20 protein-coding genes are annotated in these 22,557 nt (G+C 50.6%); 8 read left to right on the top strand and 12 right to left on the bottom strand.

All coding sequences use genetic code 11. From position 1 onward, the window contains the following. Window position 1: 1 nt before the first annotated feature. The 3 genes from ACO0LN_RS12545 to ACO0LN_RS12535 all read right to left on the bottom strand — a co-directional run bounded on the left by ACO0LN_RS12545 (window position 2) and on the right by ACO0LN_RS12535 (window position 3,098). Complete coding sequence (locus tag ACO0LN_RS12545; protein ID WP_422974206.1) at window positions 2-883, bottom strand: phosphatidate cytidylyltransferase; 882 nt, start codon at window positions 881-883, stop codon at window positions 2-4. A 178-nt stretch (window positions 884-1,061) separates the two neighbouring features. Next, window positions 1,062-2,705 carry a diguanylate cyclase gene (locus ACO0LN_RS12540; protein WP_422974204.1) on the bottom strand — a complete coding sequence of 548 codons (1,644 nt, stop codon included), beginning with the start codon at window positions 2,703-2,705 and terminating at the stop codon, window positions 1,062-1,064. Further along, window positions 2,706-3,098 (bottom strand): response regulator, encoded by a 393-nt coding sequence (locus ACO0LN_RS12535; RefSeq protein ID WP_162040723.1) that lies wholly within the window; start codon window positions 3,096-3,098, stop codon window positions 2,706-2,708. Window positions 3,099-3,462: 364 nt separating this feature from the next. Between ACO0LN_RS12535 and ACO0LN_RS12530 the strand changes: the two genes are divergently transcribed. Further along, window positions 3,463-5,106: a M28 family peptidase gene (locus ACO0LN_RS12530; RefSeq protein WP_422974202.1), complete on the top strand. Its 1,644-nt coding sequence runs from the start codon at window positions 3,463-3,465 to the stop codon at window positions 5,104-5,106. Between the two features lie 110 nt (window positions 5,107-5,216). Here ACO0LN_RS12530 and ACO0LN_RS12525 read toward each other — a convergent pair whose 3' ends face one another. The 5 genes from ACO0LN_RS12525 to hutU form a co-directional block, all read right to left on the bottom strand. Continuing rightward, the gene (locus ACO0LN_RS12525) at window positions 5,217-8,951 is read right to left on the bottom strand and encodes a DUF748 domain-containing protein (protein WP_422974200.1); all 3,735 of its coding nucleotides are present in this window, start codon (window positions 8,949-8,951) and stop codon (window positions 5,217-5,219) included. A gap of 123 nt (window positions 8,952-9,074) precedes the next feature. After that, the gene (gene hutI / locus ACO0LN_RS12520; protein WP_422974198.1) at window positions 9,075-10,298 is read right to left on the bottom strand and encodes an imidazolonepropionase; all 1,224 of its coding nucleotides are present in this window, start codon (window positions 10,296-10,298) and stop codon (window positions 9,075-9,077) included. Beyond that, entirely contained in the window at window positions 10,298-10,906 is a 609-nt protein-coding gene (locus ACO0LN_RS12515) for a HutD family protein (RefSeq protein ID WP_422974196.1), read from the bottom strand. The genes hutI and ACO0LN_RS12515 overlap by 1 nt, the downstream gene beginning before the upstream one ends. A gap of 91 nt (window positions 10,907-10,997) precedes the next feature. Then, window positions 10,998-12,539, bottom strand: coding sequence for a histidine ammonia-lyase (hutH, locus tag ACO0LN_RS12510; protein WP_422974194.1), 1,542 nt, complete (start codon window positions 12,537-12,539; stop codon window positions 10,998-11,000). Window positions 12,540-12,751: 212 nt separating this feature from the next. Next, window positions 12,752-14,455, bottom strand: coding sequence for a urocanate hydratase (hutU, locus tag ACO0LN_RS12505; protein ID WP_422974192.1), 1,704 nt, complete (start codon window positions 14,453-14,455; stop codon window positions 12,752-12,754). A 302-nt stretch (window positions 14,456-14,757) separates the two neighbouring features. On the opposite strand from hutU, the gene ACO0LN_RS12500 reads away from it, so the two are divergent. Continuing rightward, on the top strand, window positions 14,758-15,165 hold the full coding sequence (locus ACO0LN_RS12500; RefSeq protein WP_162058379.1) for a rhodanese-like domain-containing protein: 408 nt from the start codon (window positions 14,758-14,760) through the stop codon (window positions 15,163-15,165). After that, window positions 15,162-15,641, top strand: a complete 480-nt coding sequence (locus ACO0LN_RS12495; protein ID WP_422974190.1) for a GNAT family N-acetyltransferase — start codon at window positions 15,162-15,164, stop codon at window positions 15,639-15,641. Before ACO0LN_RS12500 ends, ACO0LN_RS12495 begins: the two co-directional genes overlap by 4 nt. An 82-nt stretch (window positions 15,642-15,723) precedes the next feature. On the opposite strand, the gene ACO0LN_RS12490 is transcribed toward ACO0LN_RS12495, so the two are convergent. Both ACO0LN_RS12490 and ACO0LN_RS12485 read right to left on the bottom strand, forming a co-directional pair. Further along, entirely contained in the window at window positions 15,724-16,530 is an 807-nt protein-coding gene (locus ACO0LN_RS12490; RefSeq protein WP_422974188.1) for an isocitrate lyase/PEP mutase family protein, read from the bottom strand. 178 nt (window positions 16,531-16,708) lie between these two features. Then, the gene (locus ACO0LN_RS12485) at window positions 16,709-17,500 is read right to left on the bottom strand and encodes a 3-oxoacyl-ACP reductase family protein (RefSeq protein WP_422974186.1); all 792 of its coding nucleotides are present in this window, start codon (window positions 17,498-17,500) and stop codon (window positions 16,709-16,711) included. Between the two features lie 192 nt (window positions 17,501-17,692). On the opposite strand from ACO0LN_RS12485, the gene ACO0LN_RS12480 reads away from it, so the two are divergent. The 5 genes from ACO0LN_RS12480 (at window position 17,693) to ACO0LN_RS12460 (ending at window position 20,918) form a co-directional block, all read left to right on the top strand. After that, window positions 17,693-18,628: a LysR family transcriptional regulator gene (locus tag ACO0LN_RS12480; RefSeq protein ID WP_422974185.1), complete on the top strand. Its 936-nt coding sequence runs from the start codon at window positions 17,693-17,695 to the stop codon at window positions 18,626-18,628. Window positions 18,629-18,748: 120 nt separating this feature from the next. Continuing rightward, entirely contained in the window at window positions 18,749-19,459 is a 711-nt protein-coding gene (gene hutC / locus ACO0LN_RS12475; protein ID WP_162058375.1) for a histidine utilization repressor, read from the top strand. A gap of 337 nt (window positions 19,460-19,796) precedes the next feature. Then, a complete protein-coding gene (locus ACO0LN_RS12470; RefSeq protein ID WP_174247578.1) occupies window positions 19,797-19,994 on the top strand; it encodes a hypothetical protein in 198 nt (65 codons plus the stop codon). 42 nt (window positions 19,995-20,036) lie between these two features. Then, complete coding sequence (locus ACO0LN_RS12465) at window positions 20,037-20,699, top strand: DUF2242 domain-containing protein (RefSeq protein WP_422974180.1); 663 nt, start codon at window positions 20,037-20,039, stop codon at window positions 20,697-20,699. Window positions 20,700-20,702: 3 nt separating this feature from the next. Further along, window positions 20,703-20,918, top strand: a complete 216-nt coding sequence (locus tag ACO0LN_RS12460; protein WP_162040709.1) for a DUF3820 family protein — start codon at window positions 20,703-20,705, stop codon at window positions 20,916-20,918. Window positions 20,919-21,029: 111 nt separating this feature from the next. On the opposite strand, the gene ACO0LN_RS12455 is transcribed toward ACO0LN_RS12460, so the two are convergent. Together ACO0LN_RS12455 and ACO0LN_RS12450 are read right to left on the bottom strand one after the other, a co-directional pair. Then, window positions 21,030-21,428 (bottom strand): hypothetical protein, encoded by a 399-nt coding sequence (locus tag ACO0LN_RS12455; RefSeq protein WP_162058372.1) that lies wholly within the window; start codon window positions 21,426-21,428, stop codon window positions 21,030-21,032. A 242-nt stretch (window positions 21,429-21,670) separates the two neighbouring features. Continuing rightward, window positions 21,671-22,498, bottom strand: a complete 828-nt coding sequence (locus ACO0LN_RS12450; protein ID WP_422974178.1) for an SAM-dependent methyltransferase — start codon at window positions 22,496-22,498, stop codon at window positions 21,671-21,673. Between the last annotated feature and the right edge of the window lie 59 nt (window positions 22,499-22,557).

The following is a 22,557-nucleotide window of genomic DNA, read 5'->3' as shown; positions in this document are numbered from 1 at the left end:
TTCAAAATAACAATCCCAGATACAGCAAAGGTGCTGTCAGGACCAGGCTATCCACCCTGTCCAGTATGCCGCCATGTCCGGGTATCAGTTCAGAAAAATCCTTGATCTTCAGATAGCGCTTGGCTGCTGAAAAAATCAGGTCACCGGCAAAGCCGCCGAGCGACAGCAAGATACCCATCAGCAGTAAATAACCGGGGTTGGCCAGATGCAAATAAATGCCAAGGCCAAGGGATACAAACATGGAAATCACGACACCGCCGATCAAACCCTGTACAGTTTTATTCGGGCTGATGGTGGGTGCGATGGTTTGTTTGCCAAAAATTTTGCCACTGACGAACTGGGCAATATCATTGAGTGCAGTTACCACAAAAAGATAGAAAAACCAGGCCAGTCTGACTTCATTTGAAAATGGCAAGGTCAATAAATCCAGCATGAAGCTCAGGCCGTAGCAAAGCAGCAAAAACAGCATGAGCAGTAAATGATTGCGTTGTCGCCAGATAAAAAACTGCAGGGCTTGCAAACACAATAAACCAGGCAAGATCAGGCCAGCATCAAAGCTATCCACATATTGCAAACCCACCTGCAAAACTAGCAGAACAAAGCATGACAACAAGAAACGCCAACGGGGGCCAGTGTAGTGCAAGGATAATTCACGCACTGCCAGCAATACGATAAGCAAGGCCATCAGCAGTGGCCCCAGCGGATATAAAAACAGGCTCAGACTGACCACGGGGAAGATAAACCACCATGCATTCACCTGTTTGCGCAACTGGCTTTCGGGCGAGCTATGCCTGCCTACACCAACACTCGCAAACGCCAGCAGCAGGTAGAGCATCAACATGGCAGCCAGAGTCGAATTGCCGAGAAGTAATTTTGAAAACACTAAGCAACCTGAACAACAGTAAAGATGCTCCAGTGTACACCGAACTTTGTCTGCACTTGCTTTTTCAATATGTAAGCATAAGAAACAAAGCAAATACAAAACTGTGCCGTAAAAAAACAGGCTGCCACGGAGTTTGCCTCCAAGGCAGCCTGTTTTACTTCCTGCTCAGTAGCTGAGTTCAGGCCAGACTGATGCGGTTGCGACCTTCCTGCTTCGACACATACATGGCGGCATCGGCAATATCAAATAATTCATCAGCATCAAGCGTAGCCTCAAGATCGGCCACGCCGCCAGAAAAACTGACCGAGAAATGTCCGCCCTCGCAGTGCTGCTGTATCTTGGTGAAGGCCAGCCTGACCTGATCAAGAACGCGGCGCGCCGTGGTGGCATTAGTGTCCGGGAAAATCACGGCAAACTCTTCGCCACCATAACGGCCAACGATATCGCTGCGGCGCAAGCGCTGGCGCAACAGTCTTGCCAGGGTCCGCAAGACCTGGTCACCAGCGGGATGGCCGTAAGTGTCATTGATCGTTTTAAAATTATCCAGGTCTATCATCGCCAGGGCCAACGGCGAACCAGTGCGGCCCGCCTGAGAAATCTCGGATGCCAGTTGTTCCTTGATCGCCGTATGATTGAACAAGCCTGTCAGGCCATCACGCATGATCAATGCGCGCAAGGAGCGGTAACGCTCAGCTCTGGAAGCAATCGAAGATTTCAGGTATTCAGGCGCTACCGGCTTGGTAATGAAATCATCCGCCCCCGCCCTGACAGCATCAAGCTGCTTGCTGAGATCTGCTTCACTGGACAGAAATACGATGGGCACATCGACATAAGAATTATCTTGCCGTATCAGGCGCGAGAGCTCAACACCACTGCAGACTGGCATATAAATATCCATGAGCAGCAATTCAGGACGAAAATCTGTCATCACCGTCAATATCTGCGTAGGGTCATTGAGCAGATAAACATTCATGCCAGCATCACGCAGGATCGCGCCGTAAAACTTGGAAGTCACGGCGTCATCATCAATGATGAGTACGCGATAACCTTTGTTTTCATCGAGTTGCAGCAGGGATTCTATACGTTCAGTCAACGCAACAACATCGACGGGCTTGGTGAAATAACCATCACCACTGGCGCGCACGGCCAATAAACGCGAATCAAAGCTGCTGGAACGGGACACAAACACGGTGGGAATGCGGAAACGCTCTATCTGCTTGATGCGCGATATTTCTTCAGCACCAGCGACCTTACCTTCTGGGAAACTCAGCTCTATGACGATGACATGCGGTCTGCGGGTAGCCACCGCCTTTGCCAGTGCAGCCAGGTGATTGATGCGCACCACTTCATAGCCGAAATGCTCAAGCTGCGTAGTAATTTCCTGATTTTGCGCTTCATCCTCATCCACCAGATAGATCAGGTGTGGGTCGCTGAGCTCACGCTCCTCTTCCTGCACGCTCTCTGCCACACCATTGACTGGCTTGGTGTCATGCTTCAGGGCGTATTCAAAATAGCGGTTAACTTCTTCCGAATAGGCTTGTAACTCTGCCGGGTCCCAGACTTTTCCTTCAAGATGCGGTTTCAAGGTAGATTCAAATACCCTGGCCTGCGTGCCTATATCAGCAAAACCAAAAGTACCGGCCGAACCTGCCATGGTGTGCAGGTGACGGTGCAGGACAACCATGGATTCCTTGTCATCCGGGCGCTCAACAAGCTTTTGCAAGGTACTGGTTATCTCTTCAAACTTTGATGGCAGTTTTTGCAGAAAAATTGCCTCGAGAGCAAGCAATTTTTCTTGCAGGCTATCATTTTTGTCAGACATTTAAGCCTTCTCCTGCCATAAACCTCGCACCTGAGTCGATAACTCCATAGGGTCAAAAGGTTTTGCAATGACGCCTATGGCGCCCAGTGACTTATAAAAATCCATTTCGGATGACTGCACCTTGGCAGTCATGAAGATCACGGGCGTGGAGGCGGTGCCTGGCAATTTACGTAGTTCTGCCAGGGTGGTCGGGCCATCCATATTCGGCATCATGACGTCCAGCAACAGCAAATCAGGGACAAAGCCAGCATTGACTTCGGCAATGGCCTGCGCACCTGAACTACAGGTTTTTAAACTGAAACCACCGACAACTTCCAAAGCAATTTGAGCCACGGTTTGTATATCAGCATCGTCTTCAACATACAAAATGCTGGCGAGCGTTGCAGAAGTCATTACTACTCCTTATTGCGATAGATAAAACAGATGATCTCAGGATAAATCAAGATTACTCACAAAACAACAATAAATCCTGTCCATTATCAGAATAATCATCATACTCCGAGCCATCGACAACAAGTCAGGACTTAAATCCGCCTTTTACCTCCAAAGAAAATGTATTTTTGAAATAATTGTTCACTTGTGCATCAAGCAATCAAGATTATCATTGCTGCAAGACAAGTAATTGGAGGGCATGGCTGTTTCCCTGTTTTCATAGATCATTAATATCTAAAACAAAGAAAAAAGCACCTGCTTTGTAATATGATCTGGCGCAAATCAAGCCAAATCAAATCAATTTATAGAATTCACAGGAGTACTGATGCGCCTTGCGTCTATCGCCATATCCGGCATAGCTTTACATTTTGCGCTGTACCATCATCCCGTCCAGGCACAACGAGTACAAGAAGCTCCTTTACGAGCGCATCTGTCATTTTTATCTGACGACTTGCTGGAAGGACGTGGCACCGGACAACGCGGTGGCGATCTCGCCGTACGCTATCTGGAAGCCCAGGCAGCAGCCATGGGTCTGGTGCCCTTACCGGGCGCAAACGGCTATAGACAAACGGTAACACTGATTGGCAGCCAGACACTTAGCAGCAGTAAACTGCGTTTTGAAACAAATAAAGCTACCCTCTCGCCAGCCCTGGGTGCTGAGATTGTGTATGGTTCTTCCAACGGCAAAGCCGACAATGACTTCAATGCTCCACTGGTATTTGTCGGCTATGGTGTGCGCGCACCAGAAGAACGCTGGGATGATTTCAAAGGCGTCGATCTGAAAGGCAAATTGCTGATCATGATGGTCAACGATCCCCAACCGACCGTGGCAGAACCAAATCGTTTTGCAGGAAAGGCACTCACATATCATGGCCGCTGGACTTACAAGTTTGAAGAAGCGGCAAGGCAAGGTGCTGCGGGTGTTTTAATGATACACACTACGCCATCAGCAAGTTACGCCTGGAACGTGCCACAAACATCGTTTAGCCACGAACGCTTTAGTCTTGGCAGCGATGACAATAAGGGCAATGCGCTGGAAGGCTGGCTACAGGAAGATACTGCCAAAGCCCTGTTCGCTGCGGCTGGACAAGACCTGGATACGCTGCGCGCACAAGCCGAAACCCGTGAATTTAAACCTGTTGCTCTGGATGCCAGGATACATGTCACATTGCGCAGTAGCGTGCGTAAAGTGGAGCAACAAAATATCATTGGCATGGTACCCGGCAAGGATGCAAGACTGAAGGAACAGGCAGTACTGTATTCCGCACACTGGGATCATCTGGGCATAGTGCAAGAACCCGGTAAACCCGCACAAATCTGGAATGGTGCCGTAGATAATGCTTCCGGTGCAGCGGCATTGCTGGCCATGGCACAAGCTGCGGTGGCACATCCAACTAAACGCACGCAGATTTTCTTATGGCCTGCGGCAGAGGAACAGGGTTTGCTTGGCAGCGCATTTTACGTTCAGCACCCATTGTGGCCACTGGCAAACACCGCGGCTGATCTCAACCTGGACAGCATGAATTTTGTCGGCAAAACCCAGGACATCGGCGTCGCAGGCAGTGAGTACAGCAGCCTGTTTAATACTGCAACGTCCGTTGCCAAAAAAATGGGCCTGCGTATTGCACCACCCGTTGCCGATTTAGGAGGTGCCTTCTTTCGCGCCGATCATTTCAATTTTGTGCGGGCCGGTGTTCCGGCGTTTAATGTCGGTTCTGCCGTGTTTTCTGGTGATGGATCATTTGCCTTCGATCACGATGCAGAACAAGAGGCTGCACAAATGAAAGCGTTTAAAAAAGACTACCATACGCCGCGCGATCGCTATAACCCGGCATGGGATTTAAGCGGCATGCTACAACAGGCGCAATTTACCTTGAATCTGGGTTATGCGGTGGCTAACGATACCTTGATGCCAGTCTGGAAAAAGGGTAGTACATACAAGCGAGCAGCGAAGGGCGCAGCGCTGTAACAGGGGTGCAGCAGAGCTCATGTAGCAATGCTGCGACAGCATCAACGCGCCGCCTCATTACAGCAGACAATCCCTTCGCGCTGCCCTCATCTGGTTTAGGCTATCTAAAGTTATTTCAGCGAAAAATCCACCCGGGTCGGACTGCCCTTGTCTTTGATGCCATCGGCATTGAGCCTCGGAGCAATCAGGAATAATCTTTCGCGTTCAATGCCAGACACATCTTCCAGATAATCACGTACATTATCGGCACGTTTTTGCGCCAGGCTGCGCAAGGCATCCGGCGTGACCTGGGTATTAGCGAGTATCATTTTCTCGGCTTCTGCCGTTGGCAGGGTTTTGGCCAGACCAATCGCATTGCGTGGCTTGGTGAATTTTTCTGCCTGATAGACTTCTTCTACATACTTGGCTTTTTCAGCTTCTGTAATGACGATGTCTTCTTTCTTGATCGTGCGGTCTTTTTGATGTACGTTTTTCCATTTCAATTCGCGCATTTTTTGCAGCAACAATATCTGGCGTATGCCGTCACTGTCAGTCGCTGGCTCTACCCGGCCTATGATGTCCAGCTTCAAGGCACTGCGGTTTTTAAGTGCCTTCGCCAGATTATCAAGCTTGGCTGTTGCCTCGGGAGTCAGGCTGGTTTGACCTGGCAAGAACTCGGTGTAAGCAAGCTCCTCACCGCCACCAAACATGGAACCCAGCAAAGCGAATGGCGAAGTCACGGCCTTGGTAATCACGTTCATGAAAACCTTGAAGATAATGCCACCGACTGAAAACTGCGGATCAGACAGGGAACCGGTAATCGGTAAATTAATATTTATCCTGCCCTGGTTGTCGCGTAACAGGGCCACGGCCAGCATGACGGGCAATTTGGTCGCGGTTGGGCTATCCACTTTTTCGCCAAAAGTCAGTTGATCAAGGCGCACATCATTTTCTGCCTGCAATTGCTGGTTCTCTATGCGGTAAGACACCTGCATCGACAGCTTGCCCTTTTCTATGACATAACCTGCATACTTGGCCGCATAAGGCGTCAGCCGTGTCAGTTCCAGACCGTTTGCGCTGGCCTTCACATCCATGAAAATCGGATTGGACAAAGGATTCAAAGCACCAGATATGAGCAGTGGTGCATCATCATCCACCTTGCCTGTCAGTTCTATGCTTGCAGGCTGAGGATTGTCCGAGGCTATCGCACCTATGGTACCGGCAACACCCGTCAGATTGGCGGTGTAATTCGGTTTGACGAAATTGTCGGTGAAATTGATATTACCGCCCTTGAGCGTGGTCTGCGCTATACGTATAGCAAGCGGATTGGCTTTTTCTACCTTAGCCGGCAAGGGTACGGTAACGATAGTCGATGTCGCAGTTTTGCTGGTAACAGCTTTGGCAGCATCATCTGCCTGAGTTGCCTGAGCAGTTGCTTCAGCTTCTTCTGCATCTGCTTTCTTGGTGCTGAGTATGGTTTGTATATTCAACTTGCCCTTGGCAGACAAAATGGCACGTGCATAAAAATCATTGAGTGCGAGTTTTTTCAGGGTGACCAATTGTTTGTCGCCGCCAATCTGGGCACTGATGCCATCCATGGAAATGTTTTTCCATTCGAGGAAATCTTCTTCCGCACCATTTTCCAGCAGGTGAAAATCGTTCAATGCCAGCATGCCTTCATAATTGATCTGCCTGCTGCTATCGAGGACATTGGTAAGGTTCAATTTACCCTTGATATCTGCCCTACCACGTGTCAGCGCAGCATTCACGTACGGTGATACATAGGGAAACAATGCCGAAACAGGCAAACCCTGTCCATCCATATTCATGCTGATATTTTTTAACTGGCTGGATGCGGTTGCATCAAGAATCAGTTTCGACTTTTTACCTATATTGGTCTGCAGAGTCATTTTGACAGCCTGCGACATATCGCTGCTGAGTTTTTCTGCATGCAGGTTAAAACCATCAAGTCTAATTTTTACCTCTGGCGACATGGATTTATCATTGAAGCTGACAGCACTATCCTTGAAATCCAGACTGGCCAAATTGACTTTCCATGCCGGAGCAGTTGCGGTGCTGGCCGCATTGCCGCCAGCAACTTCAGGTGCGGCCTGATTTGTGCCAGCACCAGATTTAAACCATTTTTTAAAATTCAATACCGCTTGTTCATCGCGCAATACATCGGTCACCAGACTATCAAACAATATACTGCCTATATTGATTTGCCTGCTTTCCATGTTCAGGGTCAGCTTGTCTATTGCCAAAGCTTTCAGGTTGAAAATACCATCATCAGCAGACTTGGGCTTGATGGCAAACTGACTGAGCTTCATCCCCAGATCATCGACTTGCACAAGGCCTTTTTGCACTTGCAATTGTGCATTCACATCAAACTTCCCGCTGACACTCGCGAGCAGATAATTGCTCAGCAAAGGCTGGTAAGTAGCCAGTGACCAGGAGCTTAAAGCCAGTTGCGCTTTGAGCGTGCCAGCCAGGGCTTGCATCTCGCCCTCCAGTTTCAGGCTCTCGTCATTTTCGCCACTCAGTGCAAGCTTGAAAGGCGCAGCTTTGGCATCGGCTGAAGATGACAGTCCATGTGCGCTAAAGCTGATCTCCTTGAGATTGACGGTCTGTGCGGGGTTGGCATGCTTGGCGTCACGGAAATGCACTATCCCTTTTGACAATTGCAACTCTGCCAGTTGCTGCAAGACTGTGACAGGTTTTGCCACGTTCGCTGCTGAAGACGATGCAGAAGCAGAGGCGCTTGCCACTGCTGGCACTGCCGTATTCTTGTTATTTGCTTTGCCATCTTTGGCTGGGCTAGTCGGGGCAGCCAAGCTGGCCCAATTCAATTGTCCCTGCTGATTGATATCCAGCCAGATTTCTGGCGAAGACAGTTCCAGTTTGCTAATGCTGGCTGCCGCTGTCATGACATTCACTTGCTTGATTTGAGCATGCAAGCTGCCCAGCTTCAGCAATGGTGCATCGGCCTTATCGTAGATATGCAGCTCATCCAGATGCACATCACCTGCCAGCAGCAATTCTGCATGGGCATTCTTGCGGCTGAAAATCAAATCCAGTTTGGTAGATAGTTTTGCGTTCTGGATTTGCACAGGTAAAGCTACGGGTACATAGGGTAGATATTGTGTAAGATCCAGCTTATCCAAATCAATCGCGAGTGAAGTATCCAGGCTATTCGTGAATGGCCTTGCCCTGCCCTTGAGCACAAAGTTTGCACCATTGACCTTGGCAGACAACAGGGGTTCTACAAAACTCTCAACCTGATTAGGGAAGTTGGACACAAAGGGCACGCCGATTTGCAGTGCTTCTATCTTGAACTGTTCATTGACGACCTTGTCGTCTATTTCTATACGGCCACCGGCAAGCTGCAGATTCGCCAGCGAAAAGCGTGCCGTCGATTCACTCTTGGGCATGGCGGCAATTTTTTCCAGGATATCGCTGAAATTGTAGCGACCATAGCCTTCACCTGGTGTGCGGATAATATGCACATAAGGCTCGGTGAGTTTGACTTCATCGACGATCAGTGCTTGGCGAAACACCGATGCCAGCGACAGATTCAGTACCAGCTCCTTAACCTTGACTGCCGCTGTGCGCTGGTCAGCCTCATACAGGGTCAAACCTTCTATCGTCAGCGCCAATTTGAAGGGGGAAAAACGGATATCCGTCATATCCAGCTTGCGGCCTATCTGTTGTTGCACTTGTTCAGCAGCGATACGTTTGACGACACCCGGCAAAAAAGCCCAGCTCAGGGCGGCCAATAAAAGTACCAGGCCAGCCAGTCCTGCCGCCCAACGCCCCAGATGCCAGCGTTGGTTTGCATTGGTGATTTTTTGTTTTATTGTTGTCATGGTAGGTTCTGGTGCGTTTGTGTATGGCTGAATAAGATTATAGTCTTCAACGACAGCGATCAAAAGAAAACCCCGCCTGAGCGGGGTTAAAGAATGTCAATCAGCAAAGAAATTCAGACATCATCAGGCTAATAACTTACCTGCGAACACTTTAGCTTGCGAGGGGTTACCCGCGATGTGATACGCCATGTCTGCCGGTCTGGCGATATCCCACAGCGCGAAATCGGCCGCTTTGCCTATTACCAGACTGCCCGTTTCTTCACTCAAACCAAGGGCTCGCGCCGCATGGCAAGTAATGCCTTGCAGTGCTTCCAGCGGTGTCATGCGGAACAGGGTGCAAGCCATGTTCATGGTCAATAACAGCGAAGTCATTGGCGAAGTACCCGGATTGCAGTCCGTTGCCAGCGCAATTGGCACGCCAGCCACACGCATGGCAGCCAATGGCGGGTATTTGGTTTCGCGCAAAAAGTAAAACGCCCCTGGTAACAACACAGCTACCGTGCCGCTGGCTGCCATCGCTGCTATGCCCTCGTCCGACAAATATTCCAGATGATCGGCAGACAGACCTTTATATTGCGCCGTCAAAGCGGCACCGCCCTGATCCGATAATTGTTCAGCATGCAGCTTGACTGGCAAGCCATGCGCTTGTGCTGCCTGGAACACCAGCTCTGTTTGTGCTGGCGTGAACCCTATTTTTTCACAGAACACATCAACGGCATCGACCAGACCTTCAGCCACCAAAGCTGGCAACATCTGCTCGCAAACCAGCTTGATGTAATCATCAGCCCTGCCTGCATATTCTGGCGGCAAGGCATGTGCCCCCAAAAACGTGGTTTTGACTCGTACCGGAAATTCACGCCCTATGCGTCTGGCTACGCGCAGAATGCGGGCCTCGGTTTCCAGATCCAGGCCATAGCCAGACTTGATCTCCAGCGTAGTAACGCCTTCGGCCAGCATCGCATGCAGGCGTGACAGTGTTGCTGCCAGCAACTCATCTTCACTCGCAGCACGGGTGGCACGCACAGTGGCATTGATACCGCCGCCCTGCCTGGCGATTTCTTCATAGGCGACGCCGTTCAGGCGCGCTTCAAATTCATTGCTGCGGTTACCGGCATACACCAGATGGGTGTGGCAATCGATGAGGCCAGGTGTCAGCCAGCAACCCTTGCCATCATGGGTTTTGGCGGCGACATACCCGGCAGGCAATTCACTTTGCTTGCCCAGCCAGGCGATCTTGCCATCCTTGACGGCGATGGCGGCATCCCTGATTTCGCCATAGCCATCTGTCATGCAGGCCAGGTGGACATTAGCCCACAGACTGTCCCAGGAGAAAGCTGTAGTAGTCATCAGCTGTCACCCATGCTCAAAAATTGTATGCGTATCAGATACAGTACCGCGCACTCGTCAGCGTGCAGGTTCAGGCGTATACCCTGATGCTCATGCTCTTCTTCAAACAGACAGCAATCATAGTCTTGCAAAGTCTCGCCTGTCGCCAGACGGGCACTGCCTTTGGCGCAGAATAGCAAAAGCTGCTGGGCATCATTGGCTTCGATGAAATGCTTGCCAGCTTCCAGCCTTTGCATGTGATGGGTGCAGACATCGCGCCGTGTCATCATATTCAGGTCCAGCACGGTGCCATGCAAGAGTTCAGCATTGATAGGTGTTTCACCTTTGAACTGATGCGGCAGGCTGTCTTGCTTGAGAAAAACACTTTGACCATGAACCTGTTCGCTATCGCTATGCAGTATCAAGCCTTCGCCCGATAAAATCGCCAGCGTCCTGTCTATCTGGGAAAAATGCGAAAACGGGCCATTGCTGCTGACTTCCGCCGTACTCAAACGCCAGACGAAATGATCGAGGCTGGCATCTGTTGGAAATATCGCCAGCTCAGTCGTGCTGCCGCCGCCATTTTTCCACGGCATGGTTTGATAGTCTAATCTTGTCCACTTACGCATGGGTATCAAAAGCTTTCAACAAAATACAAAAATGGCCCTCCCAGATGAGAGAGCCATTATCTTAATACAAACTGCTCAGGTTCAAGCAGAATCAGGCCAAATACAGATTTTGATACAACTGCTGGCATTGAGCGCTCAGATGGCCTTCAACGACCAGCGCTTTTGCTGCCTCTATATCAGGGGCGAAGAACCTGTCTTTATCATAGAAAGCCACTTTTTCGCGCAAGAGCGTGTGGACTTGCTTCAACATCGCCGATGTTTGCAAAGGCGCATGGAAATCGACGCCCTGTGCAGCAGCCAGCAATTCTATGCCAACGATGGTCGCCGTGTTGTGTGCCATTTCATGCAAACGGCGTGCTCCGTAAGTCGCCATACTGACATGGTCTTCCTGATTCGCAGAAGTCGGGATACTGTCCACACTGGATGGATGAGCATGTGATTTGTTTTCAGAAGCCAGCGCCGCTGCCGTCACATGGGCGATCATGAAGCCAGAATTCAAGCCGGACGATGGCACCAGGAAAGGTGGCAGGCCAGAGATCGATGAATCGATCAGCAAGGCGATGCGGCGTTCAGAGATGGAACCAATTTCTGCTATCGCCAGCGCCAGGGTATCTGCCGCGAAAGCCACAGGCTCTGCATGGAAGTTACCGCCAGAGATAACTTCACCGGTTTCCACGAACACTAATGGATTATCCGTCACGGCATTCGCTTCTATCAGCAAAGTGCGTGCTGCATTATTGATGATGTCGAGGCAGGCACCCATGACTTGCGGCTGGCAACGCAGGCAATATGGATCTTGCACGCGCTCATCATTGACGAGATGGGACTGGCGGATTTCACTGCCTTCCAGCAGGCTGCGATAAATCTGTGCTGTCGCGATTTGACCAGGCTGACCACGGCTGCTATGGATGCGCGCATCAAACGGTGCATCACTGCCCTTGGCAGCATCGACCGACAAGGAGCCGGTAATGGTACCTGCTTCCAGCAAGCGCTCTGCCAGGAACAGACCATTCAAGGCCAGCGCTGTCGATACTTGCGTACCGTTGATGAGTGCCAGACCTTCCTTTGCTGCCAAGACAACAGGCTTGATACCGGCAGCAGCCAGTGCCTCTTTGGCTGGCACCAGTTTGCCATTGACGCGCGCATCGCCCTCACCCAGCATAGCCAGGGTCATATGCGACAAAGGTGCCAGATCACCGGATGCACCCACCGAACCCTTGACCGGGATAGTCGGCATGATGCCTGCGTTATACATGGCAATCATGCTATCGATCACAGACGCGCGTATGCCGGAAAAGCCACGCGCCAGACTGGCGATCTTCATCGCCAGGATCAGACGCACAATTTCATCAGAAATGAATTCGCCAGAGCCAACGGAATGCGAAAGGATGAGATTGCGCTGCAAGAGTTCCAGCTGGTCGTCAGGGATACGGGTCTTCGCCAGTTTGCCGAAACCGGTATTGATGCCGTAGGCCGCATCACCTTTTGCCACGATTTTATCTATCGTGGCGGAAGCGGCATTGATGGCTGCATAGGCGGACTCTGCCAGCTTCAACGGCTGGGATTTGGTCCAGATAGCACGCAGGTCGCTCAGCGTGAATTGACCGGGTTGAATTTCAAAATGATTACTCATGTTTTTTCCTGAATACTTTAAATAATTTGCATGGTCAAAATCGGAGGGCAATCTACTCCTTCCCCTTCAAGGGGAAGGTTGGGGTGGGGATGGGCTTCTTCAGCAATTCAGATTTGTAATGATCAACCGAAACCCATCCCCACCCTAGCCCTCCCCTTGAAGGGGAGGGAATATAAAAGCAAATTACTATTCTCGCGATAAATAAAATCAGCTTACTTGGCAGTACCCTTAATCATAGGTAAATTCAAACCCTCACGTTCAGCACATACAACAGCCTGCTCATATCCAGCATCCGCATGACGCATGACGCCAGAACCGCAGTCATTGACCAGCACACGCGCCAGACGTTTAGCGGCAGCTTCGGTACCATCAGCAACGATGACCATGCCCGAATGTTGAGAGTAACCCATGCCCACACCACCGCCATGATGCAGCGATACCCAGCTGGCACCGCCTGCCGTATTCAACAATGCATTCAGCAAGGGCCAGTCAGATACTGCGTCCGTACCATCGCGCATGCCTTCGGTTTCACGGTTGGGGCTGGCGACCGAGCCTGTGTCCAGATGATCACGGCCAATGACGATCGGTGCTTTCAATTCGCCATTCTTGACCATTTCATTGAAGGCCAGACCAGCGATATGACGCTCCCCCAGACCCAGCCAGCAAATACGTGCAGGCAAACCCTGGAAGGCAATGCGCTCACCGGCCATCTCCAGCCATTTGTGTACGCCTTTATTTTCAGGGAACAGTTCCTTGATCTTGGCATCGGTCTTACGGATATCTTCCGGGTCGCCAGACAAGGCTACCCAGCGGAACGGACCTTTGCCGTCGCAGAACAAAGGACGGATATACGCAGGTACAAAGCCAGGGAAATCAAAGGCATTCTTGACGCCAGTGTCAAAAGCCACCTGGCGGATGTTATTACCATAATCAACAGTCGGTATACCCATGGCATGGAAATCCAGCATGGCTTGTACATGCACAGCGCAGGCTTGTGATGCATCGGCAGTCAGTTTGGCATGCTGAGCAACGTCTTGTTGAGCAGCCTTCCATTCAGCCACTGTCCAGCCTATAGGCAGGTAACCATTGATGAGGTCATGGGCAGAAGTTTGATCCGTTACCAGATCAGGTTTCATGCCACCCGCTTTTGCGCGCTTGACCAGTTCTGGCAAGATTTCTGCAGCATTGCCGAGCAAGGCAATCGACACCGCTTCTTTACGGTCGCAATGATGTTTGATGAGTGCCAAGGCGTCATCAAGATCTTTGGCTTGCTTATCGACATAGCGCGTACGCAGGCGGAAGTCTATGCTTGATTGCTGGCATTCGATATTGAGAGATACTGCACCGGCAAAGCTGGCAGCCAAAGGTTGTGCGCCACCCATGCCACCGAGGCCTGCAGTCAATATCCAGCGGCCACCCCAGTCACCATTGAAATGCTGGCGGCCAGCCTCGGCAAAGGTTTCATACGTACCCTGGACGATGCCTTGCGTGCCTATATAAATCCAGCTACCGGCAGTCATCTGGCCGTACATGAACAGGCCCTTGCGGTCGAGTTCATTGAAATGTTCCCAGTTGGCCCATTTTGGTACGAGATTGGAATTGGCGATTAGCACACGAGGTGCGTCTTCGTGCGTCTTGAATACGCCTACCGGTTTGCCAGATTGAATCAGCAGGGTTTCATCTTCACCCAGTTCTTTCAACGATGCCAGTATCTGGTCATAGCATTCCCAATTGCGGGCTGCGCGGCCTATGCCGCCATAGACGACCAGATGCTTTGGGTTTTCTGCTACTGCAGGGTCAAGATTATTCTGGATCATGCGGTAAGCCGCTTCAGCTACCCAGGTCTTGCAGGTTTTTTCTGCGCCGCGTGGTGCGTGGATTTCGCGGCTGGCATCCCAGCGTGGATCGTTGTTCATAGTCTCTCTCCATCAGTCAGTGAATACAGGATAGCGGCAAAATCGCAGATGTACCGCCCAATTTAAGAATCCGGTCAAACCAGCAAACATGCACAAAACCGGACAAAGCTGAATCATTGAGAGAAAGTTTAAGTTGTATATACAACTTTTGCAAGCGAATAATAAGAGGACTGTGCAAAAAATTTAGTCATGCGCCACTTTGGCGCGATATTACTGGATCATGCCGTTAACGACACTATTTACCCGTGCTAAAAAAGTCGAGAATAGCTACATAGTCAACCCACCCATGAAAGGCAAAAAACATGTCAGTCGTTACTGAAGTCGCCGCAGCCAGCAGCCAGGAAGCCATCGCCCATTTTGCAGACAGCCTGCGTTTTGAGACAGATTGCTGGGATACCCACCACGCCATGTCTGAAGGCAAGGCCGATTTTGTCTTGCTGGACGTGCGCAGCCCCGAGTCTTATGCCAAAGGCCACGTACCTGGCGCGATCAACCTGCTCAGAGGCAAGATCATTGCGTCCAAACTGGCCAGCTATCCGGCTGATACCCTGTTTGTGACTTATTGCGCCGGCCCGCATTGCAACGGTGCAACCAAGGCGGCGATCAGGCTGGCGCAGCTTGGTCGTCCCGTCAAAATCATGATAGGCGGCGTCACAGGCTGGCTGGATGAAGGCTTCAGCCTGACAACAGAAGTCACTGAACTGGCATGAGCGCAGGAGCAACTGAATTCAGCGTACGCCCTGCTCTGGCCAGCGACGCAACAGCCTTGTTACAACTGATGCGCGAACTGGCAGCCTTTGAAGGCTACCACGCTGAATTTAGCGTCACCGCTGATGATTTACTGGAACGTGGCCTGGATACAGAACGGTCGCAATTCAGGGCCTATGTGGCGGCGGCACCAACGGGGGCTTTGCTGGGCTATGCAATCCTGGTCGAAGTCGCTTTCACCTACGACCTGCGCCCGGACTGGCGACTCAAAGAATTGTATGTCAGCGCAACTGCACGCCAGCTTGGCATAGGCAAGGCATTGATGGAAACCGTCATCGCCGATGCCAGGCAGCATGGCTGCGGCAGATTAAAATGGGATGTGCTGCCAGACAATAGCAATGCAAAACAGTTTTACAGACAGCTTGGCGGTGAACAGGTAAGAGACTGGGAAGCGTGGGTATTGCAGCTCACGCCATGAATTAAACCCAGTCAAATTCAGGAATTTTTTTTCAGATCATCCTGCATGGATGATCTGCTTATCCAAGTATTAGCAATACATGTCAGCCATCAACATTCAAAGCCGCATTCATAGATGGATAGCTTAACTCATGTTTGAATAATGAAGCTGTCTGCCCCTGATGCAAAAACTGGTGCACACCTTCTATGGCGTGGTGATAAGCAAGCTGGAAAGGCACAGGCCCTAGCGAAAAACGACGACAGCCAGCAGCGAACAATTGGCTGATTTCTGGCATGCCTGGCACAGCCATGATGTTGACCGGAATATCGAGTGCCTGTGCAATTGCAGAAATGGTTTCAGCATCGCATAGCCCTGGCAAAAATGCTGCACTGGCTCCGGCAGCCTGATAGGCTTGCGCACGGCTAATCGCCATCTGTATGGCAGCATCGCCACTTGCCAATCCGCGCAGATAAACATCTGTCCTGGCGTTGATGAAAAATCCGGCACCAGCCAGTTTACTACGGATGGCCTTGATTTTTGCGACCAGCAATTCAGGTGTACCACCGCCATCTTCAAGATTGATACCAGCCACGCCATACTGCTGCAGGTCTGCTGCCAGGTCAGCAACGGCGTCGGCATCGTCGCTGTAGCCATCTTCGATATCCACGGACAAAGGTACTTTGATAACACGCATGATGCGTCGTACGGCTGCCAGCAACTCATCACGTGGCAAGGTACCACCGTCCGCATAACCCAGCGCCCAGGCCAGCGAGGCACTGGATGTGGCAACCGCTGAGGCACCATCACGCTCAAACAGGATAGCACTGGCGGCATCCCAGGCATTGGGTAACAACAAGGGTGTACTGCCCTCGTGCAATTCTTTGAATGTACTGAAGCTTGTGGCTGTCATGAAAACTCCAAATGTTAATCAGGTAGAAAACATCGGCATCTTACGCAATGCGACAGTATATATCCCGCCGGATTCGGCCAATATTGTCACGCAAAAAAAGCCGGGCTGCGCTGCACAAACCTGCACGCAATCCGGCTCTTTGATTCATGCATTTTTTTATCCGCCCGCATCAAGCATATCAGGCATCAAAGCCACCGTCTGCCTTGAGGTTGGCACCGGTAATGAATGCTGCATCTTCACTAGCCAGATAAGCAACCAGGCTGGCGATCTGTGTGCCAGTGCCATATTTTCCGGTCGCCATGTAGCTGCGCATGGTGTCGGCAAAAGCACCATTGGCCGGATTCATTTCTGTATCAACCGGGCCGGGCTGTACATTATTGACGGTGATGCCACGTGCGCCCAGATCACGTGCCAGGCCGCGAGTGAAAGAAGCTACCGCGCCTTTGGTCAGTGCATATAGTGACAGGCCAGGTACTGGCACATAATCACTGTTGACACTGCCTATATTGATGATGCGGCCACCCTCTTTCATGTGACGTTGCGCTTCTTGCGAGGCAACAAACACGCCTGTCACGTTGACAGCTATCAGGCGTTGATAATCCTCCATGCTGATATCTGCAATGCCACCGGCGACCAGTGCCCCTGCATTGTTGACCAGGATATCGAGACCGCCAAATTCTGCGACCGTTTTTGCCACTGCCTGTTTGACGGCATCTGCATCTTGCGCATCAGCACGGATAGCCAATGCCTTACCGCCCGTTGAGCGTATATCCGCAACCAGTCGTTCTGCCTGCTGTGCACTGCTGGAATAAGTGATCGCAACTGCAGCGCCATCTGTTGCCAGCTTACGTGCAATGGCTGCCCCTATGCCGCGTGAACCACCGGTGACCAGTGCTGTTTTACCAGCCAGGTTTGCTTTGGATGTGTTTGCTTGTGTGTTGAGTGCTTGTGTGTTGAGTGCTTGTGTCATGTCGTTCTCCTGTGTAGTTGGCTTACTTAAGTTTGATTCGGTTTAATTTCTTTAATCCGTGATTGGATGTAGCTATTTTGTGCTTTTTAAATGATTACAAGTAGTCCATAATCAATAACATTACTTTCAACCAAAGGTTGAAAGTAGGTTGAAGCTAATAATCAAAATCAAAGACTGAACGCAGAAGGAATCATGGAAACACTGGCAAGCATTGAATCTTTCGTCCGTAGTGCTGAGGCGGGCAGTTTTTCCCAGGCAGCCCGTAACCTGGGCTTGACACCGGCAGCTGTCAGCAAGAACGTCGCCAAGCTGGAATCGCGGCTGGGCATACGCCTGTTCCAGCGCAGTACGCGCAGTCTGATGCTGACGGAGGCGGGAGAAGTATTCCTGGCGCAGATCAAGGGCGGGCTGGACAGCATACAGGCTGCACTGGCGAATGTAGAAAATGTCGCAGGCAAACCCGCTGGCGTATTAAAGATCAGCCTGGCACTGGCCTTTGGGCGAGATTATGTTTTGCCTGCGGTGACTGATTTTATTAATACCTACCCTGATGTGATTCCCGACCTGCATTTTGACAACCGCAGCGTAGATATCATCGCTGAAGGTTTTGATGTTGCCATAGGCGGTGGCATAGAACTGGTGCCGGGTGTTGTTGCGCGTGAAATCGGGCATGCTCATGTCATACCGGTTGCTTCGCCAGCCTATATCGCGGCTCACAAAATGCCAGCAAAACCCGCAGATCTGGTTCATCTGGACGGCATCATGCGCCGTTCGCCACAAAGTGGCAGGCTGCGCTCGTGGACGCTGCGCAATGCTGCGGGTGAAGAAGCACACATGGAATTGAAGACACGCATCATCATGGATGACCCAGAAGCCATGTGCCGTGCCGCCTTGCTGGATTTGGGTGTTGCCATGGTGCCGAGGCTGCATGCATTGCCTTATCTGGAAAGTGGCACATTGCTACGCCTGTTACCCAACTGGTATGCGGATATTGGCCCCATTTCCCTCTACTACGCCAGCAGCAAGCTGATGCCAGCCAAGACCAGGCTGTTTGTCGATTTCATCCTCATGCGTTTTCGTGAGCTGGATATTGCCGGTAAATTTTCTGCGTCACCGCGCAAGAAGTGAGATTAAGGGATAGTAAGTGACGCCAAGTGACACTTAGTGTCAGTACCAGCCAATATATTCGCTATCACCGCTATGCTATGAGAAAATGCAAACACCTATCACTCCCATGTCAGCCATACTGTGAAACCCAGCAAGCCAGATACCCCAGCGTTTCAAGTCATCAAAGATACCCTGCTCCAGGAAATCCAGTCAGGCAAGTGGAAAGAAGGCGATGCCATCCCCGCCGAAACAGCACTGGCCAGCCAGTTTGGTGTCTCGCGCATGACGGTCAACCGCGCCGTGCGCGAACTCACCAGCGAACAAATCCTGACGCGCATACAGGGCTCAGGCACTTACGTGGCACAACAAAAATACCAGGCAACGCTGGTGGCAATCAAAAGCATCGCTGAAGAAATCCGCTCACGCGGCCATACTCACCGCAGCGAACTGCATGAGTTAAAAGCAGAAATCGCGAGCGAGCAACTGGCAGCAAAATTCCAGGTCAAGGCGGGCCATAGCTTATTCCATTCCGTCATCGTCCATTTTGAGAACGATGTGGCGATACAGGTTGAAGACCGCTGGGTCAACTCCAGTGTCACTCCAGAATACCTGCAACAAGACTTCAGCACCATGACGCCTAATGAATACCTGGTGGCAGTCGCGCCCTTGCAAGGAGTTGATTACAGCATAGAGGCAGTACTGCCACCTAAACAGATCGCCGAGATGCTGCATATCTCAGCCAAAGAAGCCTGTCTGGTCCTACACAGAACTACCAGATCACGCGACATGATCGCTACCTGTGTGACGATGTGGCATCCGGGTAAGCGTTATCAGTTTGCCGGTAGTTTCTAAAACCTCTCAACACAGAGACACAGAGTTTGCACAGAGAAATTCTTTGCGCCTGCTCGGTTTGCAAATTTTGTAGGAGCGGCTTCAGCCGCGAACATCTGGCCGTGCCTATCGTTTTTTGCTTGCATCTGCCATTCGCTTGAAAGAATTTCTCTGGGTCTCCGTGATGATATCTTTGCCTAAAAATATTCCACAGCACCTGTCACCCAAATCCCCTCTCACTGCGTTATATCTTGATAATCTGGCAGCTCTTGTCTGGTATTTAATGCGGCGGTAACACCTCCATCGCGCTGCCAAGTTAAAATACGGCTTACGCATTTATAAGCAAGAAAGAAACATCATGGCAAAAAAGAATGATTTAGACCCGGAAACCGAGGCATTGATAGCCTGGTGTACTGAAGTAGAAGGCTTCCTCGTCGCTGGCGGTGCCACCGTGAGCCAGGCTCAGGATCATATAGAAGAACAGATAGAGTGGTTCACCGATCTGTTTTTTGATGGATTAACTCCGGAAGAAGCCGCCAAAGAAGCGCTGGCCTGAATGTCAGTGCACTGCGCTTTTATCCGCACTATTGAAATAAAGATGATTCACCGCAAATATTTACTACCTCTCAGCCTCGCCCTGGGGCTTAGCATGTTAAGCGCCTGCACTACCACCAAGCACGCTGGCTTGCAGCACGAAGAATTTGGTGCTACCGGCGTATTCACCCGCGCCTTCCCTGGTACTGAAAAAAGCGCCTGTGAGGCAGCGCGCCGTGCCTTGCTCAGCCAGGGTTATGTCATCAGCGAATGGAAACCTTCCGTACTTAAAGGCCGCAGGAAATACCAGCCAGAGGCAGACATTCACGCAGAAATTGAATTTAACGTCGTCTGCGTGGCCAACAGCAAAGGCAGCAATAGCACGACCGTTTTTGCGAATGCCGTTCGTGACCGATATTCCCTGAAAAAGAGTAATACTTCAGCGAGCATAGGTGTCAGCGCCCTGGGTTCAGTGTCACTGCCATTTGGCTCAACTGACGATGCCCTGGTCAAGGTCGCCAGCGAAACCATTCCTACTGGCCAGTTTTATGAACAGTTCTTTGAACTCGTCGATCGTTACCTGGATGCGGTTCCCTATATCCAGGATATGGAAGAAGAAAAAAAGATTGTTGGTGTAACGCCTGCGGCCCCAGCGGCGACAAGCGCAAGCCAGCCTGCTACCAGCACGCCGCCAGCCGTTGAGTCTGGCAAGAAATCCGAGGACTAGTTTATGCAAGCGGACGACCTGCAAAGACTGCTGAGTTTCAAGATGCCTTATGGCAAGTACAAGGATACTGTCATCGCTGACCTGCCCGGTAATTACCTGGGCTGGTTTGCGCGGGAAGGTTTCCCCAAGGGTGAGATAGGCCGGCTACTGGAATTGATGTATGAGATCGATCACAACAACCTCAAAGAATTGCTGGAGCCATTGAGGAAGAAGACCTGAGAACACTTTCCTCACTTGCCACGGTCACGGCAGCAAATCGCAGGGGCCACAAAATAAAAAAAGCAGACATGTTCAACATGTCTGCTTTATTTGTCACCCTGAACTAATTGATTAATTCGTTTTGACTTCTTTGCTTTGACGTTTGCCAGCAGCAGTTGCAGGCAGATATTTCATAGGATCATTCACGCCTGCTGCATAGGCAGTTACCAGGCTACGCTGTCTCATGCAAGAAGCACTGAGCACTGTTGCATCAGGTGCAGCAGAGTTCACGCATACCTGCAAATCCTTGACGGTATCCAGAGGAATTCCAGCTGCGGCAGCAACAGAAACGATGGATTGTGGATTGGCACCGCTGGCAACCAGGTTATCAACCGTAGCCTGCAAATTACTTGTCGTTGTCAGCGCATTGAAAATGCCATCAACAGAGGTATCTACGCCTTCAGCGCAAGCTACCGACAAACCACCGGCCAAAGCCAGACCCAGCAATGTATTTTTGATCATTTTTTTCATCAGTATCCTCCAACTTGTTGACAAACCATTTTGTCGCACGCCAATGATTCTAATTAAGTGTAAATCAAATTGAAAGCAGATATTTGTAACCTGCGGGCTCAGATCAATATATTGATCAAATTAGCATTTAGCTACTTTTAAAGGATTTTGCCATTGGTATGCAAGCAATAGCACTTATGCGCCCCTTCTAATTAAAGGGCGTTCACGCCAGAACACAATCAAAACCTGAGCTATCCTGGCTCTCAGGCTGCTTGCTGGACCTGCCTACGTTGTTCGGTGATTGCATTGAGTTCGTCGATAATTGACTGGTCTCTTTCCAGTGATTTGGCTGGGGGTATCACCAAGGTAGTGGCTTGTCTTAGCGCCATGTTTGGCAAATCTCCGAGACGAATTTTATCTATGCGTGTTTTCTCCAAAGGATCAGTCGCAGCTTCATATAAAATCACTTCGTGATCCAGTGGATAACTACGTGCAAGCTTGTTGACCAGTACCTGCAAATACTCTTGGTTAGTTTCAAGTTTTTTCAATGCCAGCTCACCCGCGATGCCTGGCTGCCACAGTATCAACAGCGCCGTGGTATCAATAGTGCGGTGGTAAATCATGAATTGCGTTGATTCCATCGATTGCATGCCATAAGTACCAGGGTCTATGCCCAGGTCTGCAACCAGGCAATCGAGGGCTGAAATACCTGGTTCCATGTGTGCTTGATATCCCTCTGCCCTGGCATCTGCAATTGCCATGTGAGAAATACAGGCGAAAATTCCGGGATGACCATAAAAAGCCGCGCATACTCGTTTGCCTGAGCGCATTTCAGACAATATGGTGTCTGCCATGCGCCTATATGTGTCCCGTCTATTTTTCCCGTCAATTTTCATGTCTTCATAATAGGAATTCAGGCAGATATATTCTTTAGCTACACCTTGCAGCCATTTATGCGTAAAAATATTCGGCACCGCCGCAACGACAACGTCAAAAGATTCAATATAGCTCTGCGCAATTGGTGTCAATTGCCCCGCCATGCGCATGCCAGTGCCAACACAGACGAGTGATCCTTGTTTTTGAATTGTCATAGATGTAAATGTAAGGGAATCGGAAATAATTATTCAAACTAATGAGTCACGTAAAAGCA

Source organism: Undibacterium sp. TC9W, from assembly GCF_049339865.1.
Lineage (GTDB): Bacteria > Pseudomonadota > Gammaproteobacteria > Burkholderiales > Burkholderiaceae_D > Undibacterium.
This window is presented reverse-complemented; position numbering and strand designations above follow the sequence as displayed.